Consider the following 15397-nt stretch of genomic DNA (forward strand, 5'->3'; position numbering starts at 1 on the left):
TAGCAAATTAATTATACTGAAATGAAAAAATTAAAGTTTAAAAATAAAAACTTTCACACTATGAGAACTTGGATGCTTATTGCATTATTTATTATTAGCTTAGGAAATATACATGCTCAGAAAGAAAAAATAAAAGGGAACAAAATTGTTGTTACGGAGCAAAAATCGGTAGATGCCTTTCATACCATACAACTCAATGATAATTTTGAAGTAACATTACAAGAAGACAGTGATAATATAATATCTATTGAGGCAGATAGTAATTTACAGGAAGTAATCAATATAACTGTACAAGATAGCATCTTAAATATTAAGTCTGATAAAAGGATCAAACGCTCAAAAGCACTTAATATTAAAATCAGTTATGCTCAAGATTTAAAAAAGATAGTATCTTTTAATAAAGTACAACTTAAATCTACTTCTTTAATAAAAGCTTCAAACATAAGAATCGAAAGTAATGATGATTCTGAGATGTTTCTAAGTATTGAAGCTGATAAAACAAGTAGTATTACAAATGGCAAATCTAATGTTGATTTACATATAAATGCAAATGAAGCTTTTTATCAAGTAAATGATGACTCTGAACTTAAAGGTATCGTAGAAGCAGATAGCCTAAAAATAGACTTATATCAAAAAGGATATGCAAAATTAGAAGGGAAAGTAACTTCGATGCTATTAAGAGCCGATGGAAATACTGATTTCTATGGTGAAAAATTAATCACAGAAAAAACTTCAATAATTGCTGAAGGTTCTACCGATTGTTATTTAATAGCCAATGAAGAAATTACTATTGAAGCCAAGGATGATTCAGAGATTTACCTTCTTGGAGAACCAAAAATCAATATCCCTGTATTTACTAATGAAGCTATATTGTACAAGAAAAAAATAGATTATAGTCCTGGTTTACTAAAACTATAATAAAAAAACACCTGATATGTATTAAATACATATCAGGTGTTTTTTATCGTATCGATATACTATTATTTACGCAGAAACTTCTTCACTAGTTTCTATTGTAGCAAGATACCTTTCTGCATCCAATGCTGCCATACAACCAGTACCTGCAGCAGTAACCGCTTGTCTATATTCTTTATCCTGAACATCTCCAGAAGCAAATACTCCAGGAATATTCGTTTTTGTAGACTTACCTTCTGTAATAATATATCCAGTATCATCCATATCAATCTGATCTTTAAAAATATCAGTATTAGGTTTATGACCAATAGCTATAAACAATCCTGTTATTGAAATTTCAGACTTATCTCCAGTTTGATTGTTTACCATACGCAGACCATCTACTACCTGATCTCCTATCACCTCATCAACTTCTGTATTATAAAGCACTTTAAGATTTGGAGTATTATTTACACGATGTTGCATAGCTTTCGAAGCTCTCATATAATCTTTACGCACAAGCATCGTAACACTAGAGCAAATATTAGCCAAATAAGTAGCCTCTTCTGCTGCAGTATCACCAGCTCCTACAATAGCAACATCTTGTCCTTTATAAAAGAATCCATCACAAACTGCACAGGCAGAAACTCCACCTCCACGTAATTTCTGTTCGCTAGGCAAACCTAAATATTTAGCAGTGGCACCAGTAGATATTATTACAGCTTCTGCTTCGATCTCTTTCGTATTATCAACTGTAACTTTATGAATACCTCCTACTTCTTTACTAAATTCGACAGAAGTAACCATCCCTATTCGGACTTCAGTTCCAAAACGCTCGGCTTGTTGCTGTAATTGCACCATCATTGTAGGTCCATCGATTCCCTCAGGATATCCCGGAAAATTATCTACCTCAGTCGTAGTAGTTAACTGACCTCCTGGTTCCATACCAGTGTACATAATTGGTTTTAAATCTGCTCTGGCTGCATATATTGCTGCAGTATAACCTGCAGGTCCTGAACCTATAATAAGGCATTTTATTCTTTCTATAGTATCTGACATAATCTTTTCTATTTAACTGATGTAAAAGTAGCAATTTGATGATAAACCTTACACTAAAGTTATTAAGAATTGTTATTCATATATAGATATCCTAGATAATCATCAGAAAGATGAATCCGAAAAATCATAATTTCAATTAGATACCCTACTTTTATTCCAAAATAAAAGAAAATGACACTTTTCGATACTTTGGATATTTTAGGAACTATTGCTTTTGCTATTTCTGGAGCTTTAAGTGCGATGAATAGAAGATTCGATCTGTTTGGAATCTTTATTATTGCATTTGTCACCGCTATTGGTGGTGGAACTCTAAGGGATGTGTTAATTAGTGCAACACCTGTATCCTGGATGCAAAACACTGTAAACTTGTATTTAATTGGAGGAGTAACTATGCTCTCTATTATATTTAGAAATAAATTAAATTATTTAAAAAAATCCCTCTTCTTATTTGATACCATAGGATTAGGTATTTTCACAATCATCGGTGTAGAAACAGGGATACAGACCAATTTAGCTCCTATTATTTCTATAGCTTTAGGAGCCATGACAGGATGTTTTGGAGGTGTTATCAGAGATATACTATGTAATGAAATACCGGTGATTTTTAGAAAGGAAATTTATGCAACTGCATCTATTGCCGGAGGAATATGTTTTATGATTTTATATACACTGAACACTCCAATTAATCTTATATATATAATTACAACCTTATTAATTATTATTATTCGACTAATTGTAGTAAAATACCAAGTTGCATTACCAATGTTTACGGTAAAAAACCATAAAAGCTAATATCATTAAAAATGAAGACGCATTTTGATTTAGATGATTTAGAATTTATACGATTATTCAAAGAAGGCACTCTGAACCCTTCTTTATTCAATCATGAAGCACACCTAAGACTAGCTTGGATATACATAAGTTTTAGTGATGCAGATACAGCCTGTAAAAAAATTTCTAATCATATTTTATCATATGTGACTAAATTAAATGCAACCGATAAGTTTAATAGAACATTGACGATTGCAGCAGTTAACATTGTAAACCACTACATACAAAAATCTAAATCGAATAATTTTAAAGGATTCATTACGGAATTTCCCGATTTATAGAACAACTTTAAAGAATTAGTAAATGCTCATTATAGTTTCGATATTTTCAACTCTAAAGAGGATAAAATGAATTATTTACCACCTGATTCACTACCTTTTTCGTAAATATTAACACATATTTTTCAACTATGTATCAATATACATTTTTAAAAATACTTTCATGGATTTTACTGGATAGTTATTGAATTTCAAAAATTATTCAATCTCCTGTTCTTTTACTTGGAAATCGACTCTTTTTAGGCTATGTTCGTACACTCAGAAAAGACATTACACAATGATTATCGAACCAAGAACTCGCGGTTTTATCTGCTTGACAGCACATCCTAAAGGATGTGAACAAAATGTACTAAATCAAATCAATTATATTAAATCTAAAGGATCTATTGAAGGTCCAAAAAATGTACTAGTTATAGGAGCATCTACCGGGTTTGGTCTTGCTTCAAGAATTACTAGTGCTTTTGGTTCTAACGCTGCTACAATAGGAGTTTTTTTAGAAAAACCACCTAAAACAAATAGACCAGCCTCTCCAGGATGGTATAATACTGCTGCATTCGAGACACAAGCGCATGAAGCCGGATTATATGCCAAAAGTATTAATGGAGATGCATTTTCTAATGAGATAAAAGAGCAAACCATCGCTCTTATCAAGAAAGATCTAGGCCAAATTGATTTAGTAATTTATAGTTTAGCTTCTCCTGTAAGAGTACATCCAGAAACTGGAGTAAAACATAAATCCTCTTTAAAACCTATTGGAGATTCTTACACAAATAAAACTGTAGATTTCCATACCGGAAATATATCTCAAGTATCCATAGAACCTGCTACTGAAGAAGACATAGAAAATACAGTGACAGTTATGGGGGGAGAAGATTGGAAGTTCTGGATTGATGCTTTGCAAAAAGAAAATTTATTAGCTCCAGAAGCTAAAACAATTGCCTATTCTTATATTGGTCCTAAGTTAACTGAACCTGTATATAGAAAAGGAACTATTGGTCGAGCCAAAGATCATTTAGAAGCAACAGCATTTGATATTACTGATTCTCTTGCTGATATAAACGGAAAAGCATATGTTTCTGTAAATAAAGCGCTAGTAACACAAGCTAGTTCAGCTATTCCTGTTATTCCTCTATACATTTCTTTATTATACAAAATAATGAAAGAAAATAATGTTCATGAAGGATGTATAGAGCAAATGCAACGTTTGTTTGCAGATCGATTATATAACAACAATGAAATCGCTACCGATGACAAAGGCAGAATACGAGTCGATGATTGGGAAATGCGCGAAGATATTCAAGCAAAGATAAAAGAGCTTTGGGATAGTGCCACCACAGAAACGTTATCAACTATTGGTGATTTAGAAGGATACAGTAATGATTTCTTTAACTTATTTGGGTTTAAAGTAGCTGGAATCGATTATACCAAAGATGTAAATGAAGTTGTTGAAATTCCAGGATTACAATCTTAATTTAACTTTATTCTTAGTAAAGTATAGATCCCTTGTTACGTGCGGTAATAAGGGATTTTTCGTTTATAGTATTAAAAGGCTAATAACTTCTGTTTTGCGAAAATCCTTTTCTCTAAATTATACTCTAGTTAAACTTAATAACCATTAGCAGAAAATTATAATGATTCATTGATTTTAGATCAAAAATGCAACAAAACTTCATTGCTTAAGTATTTATGCATGAACCGATACAATCATTACATACAATTTTCGTTATTTTGCAGACAAATTACAGATACTTGAAAAACACATTTTTCTATATAGCTTTTATATTGCTTTTTTGCACTATCTCGTTTGCTCAAGAAGGTAAAAAAATCAAGGTTCAATCAGATCGTACCATTAAAAACGAAGAACGTTTTCCCGGTGCAACGATTCTTGCCAAAGTAAAAAAACAAGTTTATATTGAACACGAAGGCATTGAAATTTGGTGTGATCAAGCCGTTCATTATGGAGAAGATAAGTTTGTAAGAGCTTTTGGCAATGTAAAAATGAAACAAGGAGATACGCTTACTATGACAAGCGCTTATGCTGAATATAATGGTAATAGTAAATTTGCATATGCGAGAGAAAAAGTCTTTTTAGAAACCCCATCGAATACATTAACAACAGATACACTATTTTTTGATCGATTACGTCAGCAAGCTTATTACAGAAGTGGAGGAACAGTAAAAGATTCTTCTAATACCCTTACTAGTAAAATAGGAAGGTATTTTATGGACAGAAAACAATATTCATTTAATACAAAAGTAAAAATTGTTAACCCAGAAAATACGGTAGATTCTGATCGTTTGGATTATTATACAGATAACGGTCATGCATATTTATACGGACCATCTACAGTAAAAGGAGAAGAAAGTACACTCTATTGTGAGCGCGGTTTTTATGATACTAAAGTAAAGACTGGATATGCGATAAAAAATGCTCGTATTGATTATGATAATCGAACTGTTTTTGGTGATAGTATATTTTATAATAGTGCCATCCAATTTGCATCAGCCACGAATAACATTAAAGTATTAGACACTGCCAATAATTCGATTATTACAGGCCATTATGCAGAAGTTTTTAAGGACAAAGATTCTGTTTTTATCACAAAAAGAGCATTAGCATCCACCCTACAGGAAAAAGACTCGATTTATATTCACAGTGACACGTTAATGGTTACAGGGAAACCAGAACGTAGAATTATGAATGGTTTTTATGATGTTCGAATTTTTAAAAGTAATATGAGTGGTAAGAGTGATTCTATTAATGTAGATCAAACCACTGGATATACTAAAATGGTAGGTAAACCTATTATTTGGTCTCAGCGAAATCAAATGACCGGTGATACTATAAAGATTATATCAAATACTGAAACTGAAAAACTTGATTCACTTGTTGTGTATCAAAATGCATTTTTAGTCCAAGAAGACACCCTAAAAGCTGGGTATAATCAGGTGAAAGGTCAAACGTTATATGGATTATTTAAAGACAATGAAATTTATCAAGTAGATATTGATAAGAATACAGAAACTATATTTTATCAAAGAGAAAGTGAAGGAGAACTTAAACTGATTGGTATTAATAAAGTATTATCGAGCTCGATAAAATTACTACTAGAACAACGAGAAATTGTAGATGTCTACTATTATCAAAATGTAGACGGAACATTGTATAGAGAAATTGATTTGCCTGAAAATGCTAGGGAACTATCTGGTTTTAAATGGAGAGGAGAAGAACAAATACTTAGTAAGAAGGATCTTTTTAGAGGAGAAACACCTCCCAAGTTGACGAAAATAACAGGGATACCACTTCCTGTAGAAGATGATGACTTCTTTGATGAAGAAACTATAAAGCGTCTAGAAGAAAACAAATCCGAAGGTTCTCGACTATTAGAGCAAAAACTTGAAGACGCAGAATTAAAGGAAACTAATGAAGAGTTGGATGAAATTCTAAAACCCAAGAAAAAGACTAAGGAAAACACAAAAGCCAAAAAGAAAAATGATACAACTTCTAAAAAAGAATTACCAAAAAAGGTAGCTTTTGTGGACCATGATCTTAATCGTACGGCAAGACAACGAGATAGCATTACAGTAACAACGTTAAAAAACAAAAAGACTTTAGATAGTATTCAAGAAAAGAAATAAACAAGATTCTTTTTAAATCTTTTCTTTTTTTTAAACATTAAAATAAGCTATCGAAAACTTCATATTGACTTAACTTTACGAATGTGAAAAAAGATTTCTTTACTTATCAAGCGCAAACTACTCCACATCCTTTGGCAATGGAAATTTCGCATGCAGAAGGAAGTTATATTTTTTCGACTGAAAACAAAAAGTATTTAGATTTTGTTGCTGGTGTATCGGCTTGTAGTCTTGGGCACAAACATCCTAGAGTTGTGAATGCTATAAAAGAACAACTTGACAAGTATTTACATGTAATGGTTTATGGAGAATATATTCAAAAATCTGCGGTAGAACTTACCAAGTTACTAGCTTCTCTTCTACCCGATCCTTTAGAAAAAACATATTTAACTAACTCAGGAACAGAAGCAATAGAAGGATCCTTAAAACTAGCACGCAGAACTACTGGCAGAAGTGAAATCATTGCTGCTAAATTAGCCTATCATGGTAACACCATGGGATCAATGAGTGTTATGGGTTTTGAAGAACGAAAACAAGCTTTTAGACCACTTATTCCAGATATTTCGTTTATTAATTTCAACAAGGAAGCTGATATACAAAATATTACAAAAAAAACTGCTTGTGTCATTCTAGAAACCATACAAGGAGGAGCTGGATTCATTGAGCCTATTAATGATTATCTTAAAAAAGTTAGAAAACGCTGTAGTAAAGTTGGCGCTTTGCTAATTCTAGATGAAATTCAACCTGGATTTGGTCGTACCGGAAAACTGTTTGGATTTCAAAATTATGATATCATTCCGGATATAATTGTTATGGGAAAAGGAATGGGTGGTGGATTACCAATAGGAGCTTTCACAGCTTCTTCTTCAATGATGGATCAATTACAAGACAATCCAAAACTTGGTCATATTACCACATTTGGAGGCAATCCTGTCATCGCGGCTGCCGCTTTGGCAACTTTGCGGGAAATTACAGAAAGTGACTTAATGGCAGCAACATTAAAAAAAGAAAAATTATTTAGATCACTTTTAGTACACCCTTTGATAAAAGAAATAAGAGGTATCGGGTTAATGTTAGCTTTAATAACACCTTCTGCCGAAATAACAAATGAAATTATTTTAAGATGTCAAGATAAAGGGTTAATACTTTTTTGGCTTCTTTTTGAACCAAAAGCAGTACGTATTACGCCTCCTTTAACGATCTCGGAAGAAGAAATTAGTATCGGTTGCCAAATAATCATCGACATATTGGATGAACTTGTAAATCATAAAAACTCAAACATCGATATTGATTAATTCATATAAATTCCTTATATTTAGTAAGCTATCTTACCATATCACACATCCAGTAGCATCCAAAGGCTTTTATTTTTTAAAACTGTAATCCATTCATTTATAAATGGTACGCATTTTGTTAATTAGTTTGTTAACAAACAAATGATTTCCGAAGCAGTATTATACCAATTCATTTGTAATTTTAATACAGAGGAAATCAATAATGCCTATATAAATTAAGTAAGGTGTTTTGTATTACTCTTAATTGTTGGGGAAAACAAAAAAGATTTACAACGCATTTATGATTTATTCGGCATCTTTAATCAACGTGTATGAAATTTAACCACGAAGAATTCGAAGAAAATAATTTCTCAATTACTCGATATGAGTCTATGCTGAGATCTAATGATGTTAAATTTTTTGATTCTGATGAATTCGAATCAATAATTCATCATTATCTAGAGAATGGAAAAATTGCTAAAGCCAAAAAAGCGATTTCTCTAGGACTTTCTCAACATCCTTCTTCTGTTAATCTAAAACTATTACAAGTTGAAATTCTTGTTTTTGAAGATCGTTTAGATAAAGCTGATAATCTTCTGGCACAGCTTCATGCATTGGAACCTGAAAATGAAGAAATATATATCCAAAAAGCCAATATACTTTCTAAACAAAATGATCACTTAAAAGCAATCGAATTACTAAGCACTGCGCTGCAGTATACTGCTGATGAAGCAGATGTATATTCTCTTATAGGTATGGAGTATTTGTTTATGGATGATTTTGAAAATGCAAAAGTAAACTTCATGCGATGTCTAGAATCAGATAATCAAGATTACTCGGCACTATATAATATAATTTACTGTTTTGATTTTCTTGAACAACATGAAGAAGCAATAAATTATCTCAATATGTTTTTAGATAAAAATCCATATTGTGAAGTTGCCTGGCATCAAGTCGGCAAACAGTATTTTGACCTTAAAGAATATGAAAAAGCTCTTGCTGCATTTGATTTTGCTATTATTAGTGATGAATATTTTATAGGTGCTTATTTAGAAAAAGGAAAGGTTTTAGAAAAATTAAAACGCTACAATGAAGCTATAGAAAATTATCGGATTACTTTAGAATTAGACGACCCGACTTCTTTTGCTCTACTCAGAATTGGTAAATGTTTCGAAAAATTAGGTAGCGATGATTTAGCAATTCAACATTTTTCTAAAACAGTGCATGAAGATCCACTTTTGGACAAAGGATGGATTGCAATCACTGATTTCTATATGAGAAAACGCAATTATCAAAAAGCGTTGTATTATACCAATAAAGCGATTAGCATAGATGCAGAAAATGTTTTATACTGGAAACGTTATGCTAAAATTAATAATCGCTTAGCTTTCTTTGAAGAAGCAGAAAGAGGATACCGAAAGGCTTTAGAACTTGGAAACTACGAGTTAGAAACTTGGCTTAATCGTTCGGATATTTTAAAATTTATCGGAGAGTCTGATGCCGCTATTCAAAATATGCAGCAGGCTATTGAATTTTATCCAGAAAATGCAGAAATACAATATAGGCTAGCAGGTTTATATTACGAGAAACAAGAATTTAGCAAAGGTGAATTTCATCTTAGAAAAGCACTGGAATTAGATATTGAGTTCACTATTGTTTTGGAAGAATTATTTGAACACGTATTTAATCTTACATTAGTTCAGAATATTATTTCTGAATACAAAAGGTAATCAAGCTGTTTTTTTGTGGAATTTATAAATCAAATAGATTACTTCAATTTCCTTTAAGTAACAACAAAATTTACAACAAAAAATACATACATTTGTTTGTATAACAAATGCTAAATCAAAAAGAATGCAACGAAGTCTTAAGGACTATCTGGTAGTTTCAGCTAAAGGAATTGCCATGGGAGCTGCGGATGTAGTTCCTGGAGTTTCGGGAGGAACAATAGCTTTCATTTCGGGTATATATGAAGAGTTGATTTCTACAATCAATAATCTAGACCTTAATTTTTTTAAGGCATGGAAAAATGAAGGGTTTGTTGCTTCTTGGAAAAAATACAATCTTTCTTTTTTATTAGCATTATTTTCAGGTATCGCAATAAGTATTCTGTCATTAGCAAAAATTCTTAAATGGTTATTGCATAATGAACCGCTATTATTATGGTCATTTTTCTTTGGATTGGTATTGGCGAGTATACTTTATATTGGAAAACAAATAACAATCTGGAGTCCTAAGGTTCTTATAAGCATACTATTAGCCGCAGTTATCTCCTATTTTATAACAATTGCAGAACCAATTGCATCACCAGAAAGTCTATGGTACTTACTATTTTGTGGTTTTATAGCTATAATAGCGATGATTTTACCAGGAGTTTCCGGAGCATTCATTCTTTTAATTTTAGGAGCTTATGAAACATTCATTGGTATATTAAATCAATTTAGAGAAGGGTTGACTTCCTTAGATTTTAATCTATTATGGCAAGCATTTTATAAAATATTGATCATAGCTGTTGGAGCAATAGCTGGTTTAAAGCTTTTTTCTAAAATATTAAACTGGATGTTTAATAACCATAAGAATATGACATTAGCTTTACTTACAGGGTTTATGATAGGTTCTTTAAACAAATTATGGCCTTGGAAAAAAGTACTTTCATGGAGAACGAACTCAGAAGGTATTGAAGTTCCTTTTCTAGAAAAAAGTATACTACCTTCTAGTTTTGATGGCGATCCTAGAATTATTTGGGTACTTCTTTTTATTATAATAGGGTTTCTATTAATTCTTGCACTAGAGCGACTCGCAACTAAAAAAGGAGATTAATATCTATGGCTCAAAACACCAGAACGTTTAGCGATAAGTTTTTTCTAGTCATTAAAGGTTTGGCTATGGGAGCCGCTAATAAAGTACCTGGTGTTTCTGGAGGAGTTGTAGCTTTTGTTGCTGGTTTTTATGAAGAATTCATTTATTCACTTCAAAAAATAAACCTAAAAGCATTTAAACTATTTATCAATTTTAGATTCAAAAGTTTTTGGAGATATATAAACGGTCGGTTTTTAGCACTATTGATCTCAGGAATGTTAATTAGCTACTTTAGTGTTTCTAAAATTCTTGATTATCTAATTATCCATTATGAACTGTACGTTTGGGCAGCATTTTTTGGAATGATTATAGGATCAATATACTACATAACCAAAAATTTTGATGAGTGGAATAAACGCAATATATGTTTTATTATCATAGGTACTATAGTCGGAATAAGTATTAGTTTACTTGAACCTGCAAAGGAAAATGACAACTTATTCTTTGTCTTTTTTTGTGGTATCGTAGGAGTTTCTGGTATGACACTACCTGGATTATCAGGTTCTTTTATCTTAATCTTATTTGGTAATTATGTGTTATTATTAGTAGATGCTGTAAATGCTTTATATGACACTATAGCTGATTTAATACGATGGGATTTATCTTTTATGGAAAATGCTAAAAGGTTACGATTGCTCCAAGTTCTTGTAGTATTTAGTTTAGGCTCTATAACTGGCCTAGTTACATTATCGCACTTTTTAGGATATGTATTAAAGCATTACAAAAATGCAACTTTTGCTGCTATTATTGGTTTTATAACCGGTTCTTTAGGAGTTGTTTGGCCATGGAAACATAAAATGTATAAAAAAAATGATCTAGGAGAAATATTGATCGATGCACAAGGAAATCCTATACTGGACAACTACGATCGCTACCTTCCAGATCTTACAATAATACCAACCTATGCTGCTTTCTTTTTTATTTTAGTGGGTATAGGGATTGTCCTTTGGTTGGAATGGTATGGCGAGAAAACATTAAAAACCAAACCAACATGAACACATACGGATTATTAGGTAGAGATATCGGTTATTCATTTTCTAGAAACTATTTTTCTAACAAATTCGCAAACGAAAATCTGGATTGTTCTTATCAAAATTTTGATATCAAAACGATCGATGATTTAAGAACTATAATACAAGATTCAGATATCAAAGGAATGAATGTAACCATACCTTATAAAGAAGAAGTAATCCCCTTCTTAGATTCATTGGATCCTACTGCCAAAGAAATTGGTGCTGTAAATGTAATTAAGTTTAACAAAGACGGAAAACTAACAGGTTATAACAGTGACTATTACGGTTTTACAGAATCTTTAAAGCCATTATTAAATAAAAAGATTAAAAAAGCTCTAATCCTAGGAACCGGAGGAGCATCGAAAGCAATTGCTTTTGCATTAAATAAATTAAATATAAAACACAACTTTGTATCTCGAAACCCTGATTTCAAAGAATTGAGCTACAATGATCTAGATGAAGATATTATTAGAGAATTTAAATTAATTATAAATTGTACTCCATTGGGGACACACCCTAATGTAGAAAGTCACCCAAACATTCCTTTTGAATATTTAAGCGAACATCATGTTTTATACGATCTTATTTACAATCCAGAAGAAACCACCTTTATGAAAAAAGGAAAAGAATATGGAGCGAAAACTAGTAATGGTTTACGTATGCTAATACTCCAAGCCGAGAAATCTTGGGAGATCTGGAATCAATAATTTTTCATTTCCTATATCAGAATTATTATATATTTCCTACAAATGTAATTCCTAAAACAGCTCATTTGCTTTGAGTTTATATAAGATGTTAGTATCTTAGTCAATCGTTAAGCTCAGACAAACAAAAACATTTTATATAATGTCCACACACGATAACCTGCCAGAAGCAGATGGAAACGAAGAGAACAATACAAAGGCTATAGAAGAAAAAACTGTCGCAGAAGTTACTGAATCACAGTCAACTCAAGACGATCAATCTGAAAAAGCTACGGTAAAAGAAAAGACTGCTACAGAAGAACTACCTGTAGAAGAACCATCTACCGAAGAAATTACAGCTACTGAAGAAATAAAAAAAGAAGAGGTTATCTCTGATTCTGAAAATGAGATCCAAAATGAGATGGATCAGGCAGTAGCAAAAGATAGTGAGGATGAAAGCAAGTTAGAGCGACACGATATAGAAAAGAAAGACTATCATGCAATGAGCAAAGATGAGCTCATATCTGAATTACGCCACCTGATTAAAAGCGAAAAGATCCAGGCAATAAAGGAGCATGTGGAGGAAATTAAAACTGAATTTAATGCTAAGTTTAATGAGGAAGTAGAGCAGAAAAAAGATGAATTTTTAGCAGATGGTGGCAATATAATTGACTTCTACTACTCAACACCATTAAAAAAAGAGTTTAATTCTGTTTATTTTGATTATAAAGAAAAAAGAAATGCATATTACCAAAATTTAAAGAAAGATCTACAAGTTAATCTTCAAAAAAGATTGGACATAATTGAAGAATTAAAAGGGCTATTAAATGTAGAAGAAAACATTAATACTACATATAACCACTTTAAGGAAATAAAAGAAAGATGGCATAATGCGGGTCCTATTCCAAGAGATAAGTATAATACAGTTTGGAACACATACCATCATCACACAGAGAACTTTTATGATTTTCTTCATCTAAACAGAGATTTTAGAGATCTGGATTTCAAACATAATTTAGAGCAAAAACTTAAGATTATTGAGCGTGCCACAGAATTAGCTCAGGAAACTGATGTAAATAGGGCATTTAGAGAATTGCAAATTCTGCATAAAATGTGGAAAGAAGATTTGGGCCCAGTAGCTAAAGAATATAGAGAACCTATATGGGAAAAATTTAGTGCTCTTACTAAAAAGATACACGAAAACCGTCAAGATTTCTTTAAAATACAAGATAAAGTTTACGAAAAAAACCTAGAAGTAAAACAAGAAATTATTTCTAAGATCATCAACGTAGCTTCTGATCATCCAAAAAATCATGGCGGATGGCAACAAAAAATCAAAGAAATAGAGGCTCTAAGGGAAGAATTCTTTCAAGCTGGAAAAGTACCTTCTAATTCTAATGAAGAAACTTGGAGTCAATTTAAAAGTGCGGTAAGAGATTTTAACAGAAATAAAAATGCATTCTATAAAAGTCTTAAGAAAGATCAGTTCGAAAACCTAAATAAGAAAATGGAACTCATCAAAATCGCTGAAGATAATAAGGATAGTGATGATTTTTCTATAACTACACCGCTAATGAAAAAAATTCAAGCGGATTGGAAAAAAATAGGTCACGTTCCTAGAAAAGACAGCGATAGAATATGGAAACGATTTAAAGATGCCTGTAATTCTTATTTTGATCGAATCCACGCTGAAAAAAATGAAGCTAATAAAGAAGAAGTTGCTTCTTATGAGAAAAAATTAGCGCACATAGAAGCACTTAAAGAACTAAAATTATCTGGTGATCCCGAAACTGATCTTACTACAATCAAAGAAAACATTAACGTTTGGAAGAGCCTAGGTAGAGTTCCTTACAAAAAGAAAAACATAGAATCTGATTATAATAAGGTCTTAGACACCTTTTTTGAACAACTAAATCTTAGTAGACAGCAAACTGAGATGATTAAGTATGAAAACAAACTTAGTTCTCTTGCCAATCAATCAGATGATAGAGCACTTAGAAATGAGCAAAACTTCATTCGTAAAAAAATAGATGAAGTTCATGGTGAAATTCGCCAATTAGAAAATAATCTACAATTTTTTAAACACGCAGATGATAACAACCCTCTGGTAATAGAGGTAAAGAAAAACATTGGAAAACATAAAGACAGTTTACAAGTCTGGAAAAACAAGCTTAAAAAAATTAAAGAATTATAATCTATGAATTGTGCTCTTTGTGGATCAGAAACCGTAGAATTTTCTGTTACCGAAAAAAGAGGCTATTATCAGTGTACTCATTGTGATGGGATTGGAATGTATCCATCATATTTTCTATCTAGTATAGATGAAAAAAACAGGTATGATACTCATAACAATGATGTGACGGACGTTGGTTATCAAAATTTTGTGTCCCCCATAGTGAATTCCATTAGAGATGAATATAAAAAAGAACATAATGGTCTGGATTTTGGAAGCGGTAGTGGTCCTGTGATCACTTCGATGTTAAGAAATATAGGATACAATATCACTACATATGATCCATTTTTTGATCCAAATCCAAAAGCATTAGACCAAACCTATGATTACATTGCATGTTGTGAAGTAATGGAACACTTTTATAATCCAAATCAAGAGTTCAAATTATTACACTCCTTATTACAAGAAAAAGGAAGTTTATATTGTAAAACCTATCTTTATAACCGATCTATTGATTTTAATTCTTGGTGGTATAAAAATGATCCGACCCACGTATTCTTCTACACACAAAAAACTTTAAATTGGATTAAAACCAACTATCATTTTAATGATCTATCAGTTTCCGATAAATTAATATGTTTCAAAAAATAAGTTTTTAAAACATGTTTTAAAATTATTGGCACAGGGTGTTAGTATA

Annotated in this window: 13 protein-coding genes; 12 read left to right on the forward strand and 1 reads right to left on the reverse strand. The window is 31.6% G+C overall.

Annotation, left to right across the window (positions count from 1 at the left end):
- Positions 1-60 precede the first annotated feature (60 nt).
- Positions 61-918: a GIN domain-containing protein gene (locus tag J8L88_RS15485; protein WP_162897313.1), complete on the forward strand. Its 858-nt coding sequence runs from the start codon at positions 61-63 to the stop codon at positions 916-918.
- Positions 919-984: 66 nt separating this feature from the next.
- Here the strand turns inward: J8L88_RS15485 and trxB are convergent, their stop codons facing one another.
- A complete protein-coding gene (trxB, locus tag J8L88_RS15490; protein WP_118385444.1) occupies positions 985-1953 on the reverse strand; it encodes a thioredoxin-disulfide reductase in 969 nt (322 codons plus the stop codon).
- A gap of 171 nt (positions 1954-2124) precedes the next feature.
- Between trxB and J8L88_RS15495 the strand changes: the two genes are divergently transcribed.
- The 11 genes from J8L88_RS15495 (at position 2125) to J8L88_RS15545 (ending at position 15351) form a co-directional block, all read left to right on the forward strand.
- A complete protein-coding gene (locus J8L88_RS15495) occupies positions 2125-2745 on the forward strand; it encodes a trimeric intracellular cation channel family protein (protein ID WP_211061182.1) in 621 nt (206 codons plus the stop codon).
- 11 nt (positions 2746-2756) lie between these two features.
- Positions 2757-3065, forward strand: coding sequence for a hypothetical protein (locus tag J8L88_RS15500; protein WP_233557527.1), 309 nt, complete (start codon positions 2757-2759; stop codon positions 3063-3065).
- Positions 3066-3339: 274 nt separating this feature from the next.
- On the forward strand, positions 3340-4533 hold the full coding sequence (fabV, locus tag J8L88_RS15505; protein WP_118385442.1) for an enoyl-ACP reductase FabV: 1194 nt from the start codon (positions 3340-3342) through the stop codon (positions 4531-4533).
- A gap of 278 nt (positions 4534-4811) precedes the next feature.
- The gene (locus J8L88_RS15510; protein WP_247666491.1) at positions 4812-6701 is read left to right on the forward strand and encodes an OstA-like protein; all 1890 of its coding nucleotides are present in this window, start codon (positions 4812-4814) and stop codon (positions 6699-6701) included.
- Between the two features lie 83 nt (positions 6702-6784).
- Entirely contained in the window at positions 6785-7993 is a 1209-nt protein-coding gene (locus J8L88_RS15515; RefSeq protein ID WP_211061184.1) for an aspartate aminotransferase family protein, read from the forward strand.
- Between the two features lie 311 nt (positions 7994-8304).
- Positions 8305-9702, forward strand: a complete 1398-nt coding sequence (locus tag J8L88_RS15520) for a tetratricopeptide repeat protein (RefSeq protein ID WP_118389803.1) — start codon at positions 8305-8307, stop codon at positions 9700-9702.
- A gap of 124 nt (positions 9703-9826) precedes the next feature.
- Positions 9827-10792 (forward strand): DUF368 domain-containing protein, encoded by a 966-nt coding sequence (locus J8L88_RS15525; protein WP_211061185.1) that lies wholly within the window; start codon positions 9827-9829, stop codon positions 10790-10792.
- Between the two features lie 5 nt (positions 10793-10797).
- Positions 10798-11826, forward strand: coding sequence for a DUF368 domain-containing protein (locus J8L88_RS15530; protein WP_027392209.1), 1029 nt, complete (start codon positions 10798-10800; stop codon positions 11824-11826).
- Positions 11823-12551, forward strand: a complete 729-nt coding sequence (locus J8L88_RS15535) for a shikimate dehydrogenase (RefSeq protein ID WP_211061186.1) — start codon at positions 11823-11825, stop codon at positions 12549-12551. Before J8L88_RS15530 ends, J8L88_RS15535 begins: the two co-directional genes overlap by 4 nt.
- 139 nt (positions 12552-12690) lie before the next feature.
- Entirely contained in the window at positions 12691-14721 is a 2031-nt protein-coding gene (locus J8L88_RS15540; RefSeq protein WP_211061187.1) for a DUF349 domain-containing protein, read from the forward strand.
- Positions 14722-14724: 3 nt separating this feature from the next.
- The gene (locus tag J8L88_RS15545; RefSeq protein WP_247666492.1) at positions 14725-15351 is read left to right on the forward strand and encodes a class I SAM-dependent methyltransferase; all 627 of its coding nucleotides are present in this window, start codon (positions 14725-14727) and stop codon (positions 15349-15351) included.
- Positions 15352-15397: the final 46 nt, after the last annotated feature.

The organism is Aquimarina sp. MMG015, from assembly GCF_018100855.1.
GTDB classification, from domain to species: domain Bacteria; phylum Bacteroidota; class Bacteroidia; order Flavobacteriales; family Flavobacteriaceae; genus Aquimarina; species Aquimarina latercula.

Bases quoted from the DNA above. Each gene is read 5' to 3' on its own strand.
- J8L88_RS15540 (WP_211061187.1), top strand. From the start codon at position 12,691: ATGTCCACACACGATAACCTGCCAGAAGCAGATGGAAACGAAGAGAAC.
- J8L88_RS15485 (WP_162897313.1), top strand. From the start codon at position 61: ATGAGAACTTGGATGCTTATTGCATTATTTATTATTAGCTTAGGAAAT.
- J8L88_RS15500 (WP_233557527.1), top strand. From the start codon at position 2,757: ATGAAGACGCATTTTGATTTAGATGATTTAGAATTTATACGATTATTC.
- J8L88_RS15520 (WP_118389803.1), top strand. From the start codon at position 8,305: ATGAAATTTAACCACGAAGAATTCGAAGAAAATAATTTCTCAATTACT.
- J8L88_RS15495 (WP_211061182.1), top strand. From the start codon at position 2,125: ATGACACTTTTCGATACTTTGGATATTTTAGGAACTATTGCTTTTGCT.
- J8L88_RS15535 (WP_211061186.1), top strand. From the start codon at position 11,823: ATGAACACATACGGATTATTAGGTAGAGATATCGGTTATTCATTTTCT.
- J8L88_RS15530 (WP_027392209.1), top strand. From the start codon at position 10,798: ATGGCTCAAAACACCAGAACGTTTAGCGATAAGTTTTTTCTAGTCATT.
- J8L88_RS15525 (WP_211061185.1), top strand. From the start codon at position 9,827: ATGCAACGAAGTCTTAAGGACTATCTGGTAGTTTCAGCTAAAGGAATT.
- J8L88_RS15545 (WP_247666492.1), top strand. From the start codon at position 14,725: ATGAATTGTGCTCTTTGTGGATCAGAAACCGTAGAATTTTCTGTTACC.
- fabV (WP_118385442.1), top strand. From the start codon at position 3,340: ATGATTATCGAACCAAGAACTCGCGGTTTTATCTGCTTGACAGCACAT.
- trxB (WP_118385444.1), bottom strand. From the start codon at position 1,953: ATGTCAGATACTATAGAAAGAATAAAATGCCTTATTATAGGTTCAGGA.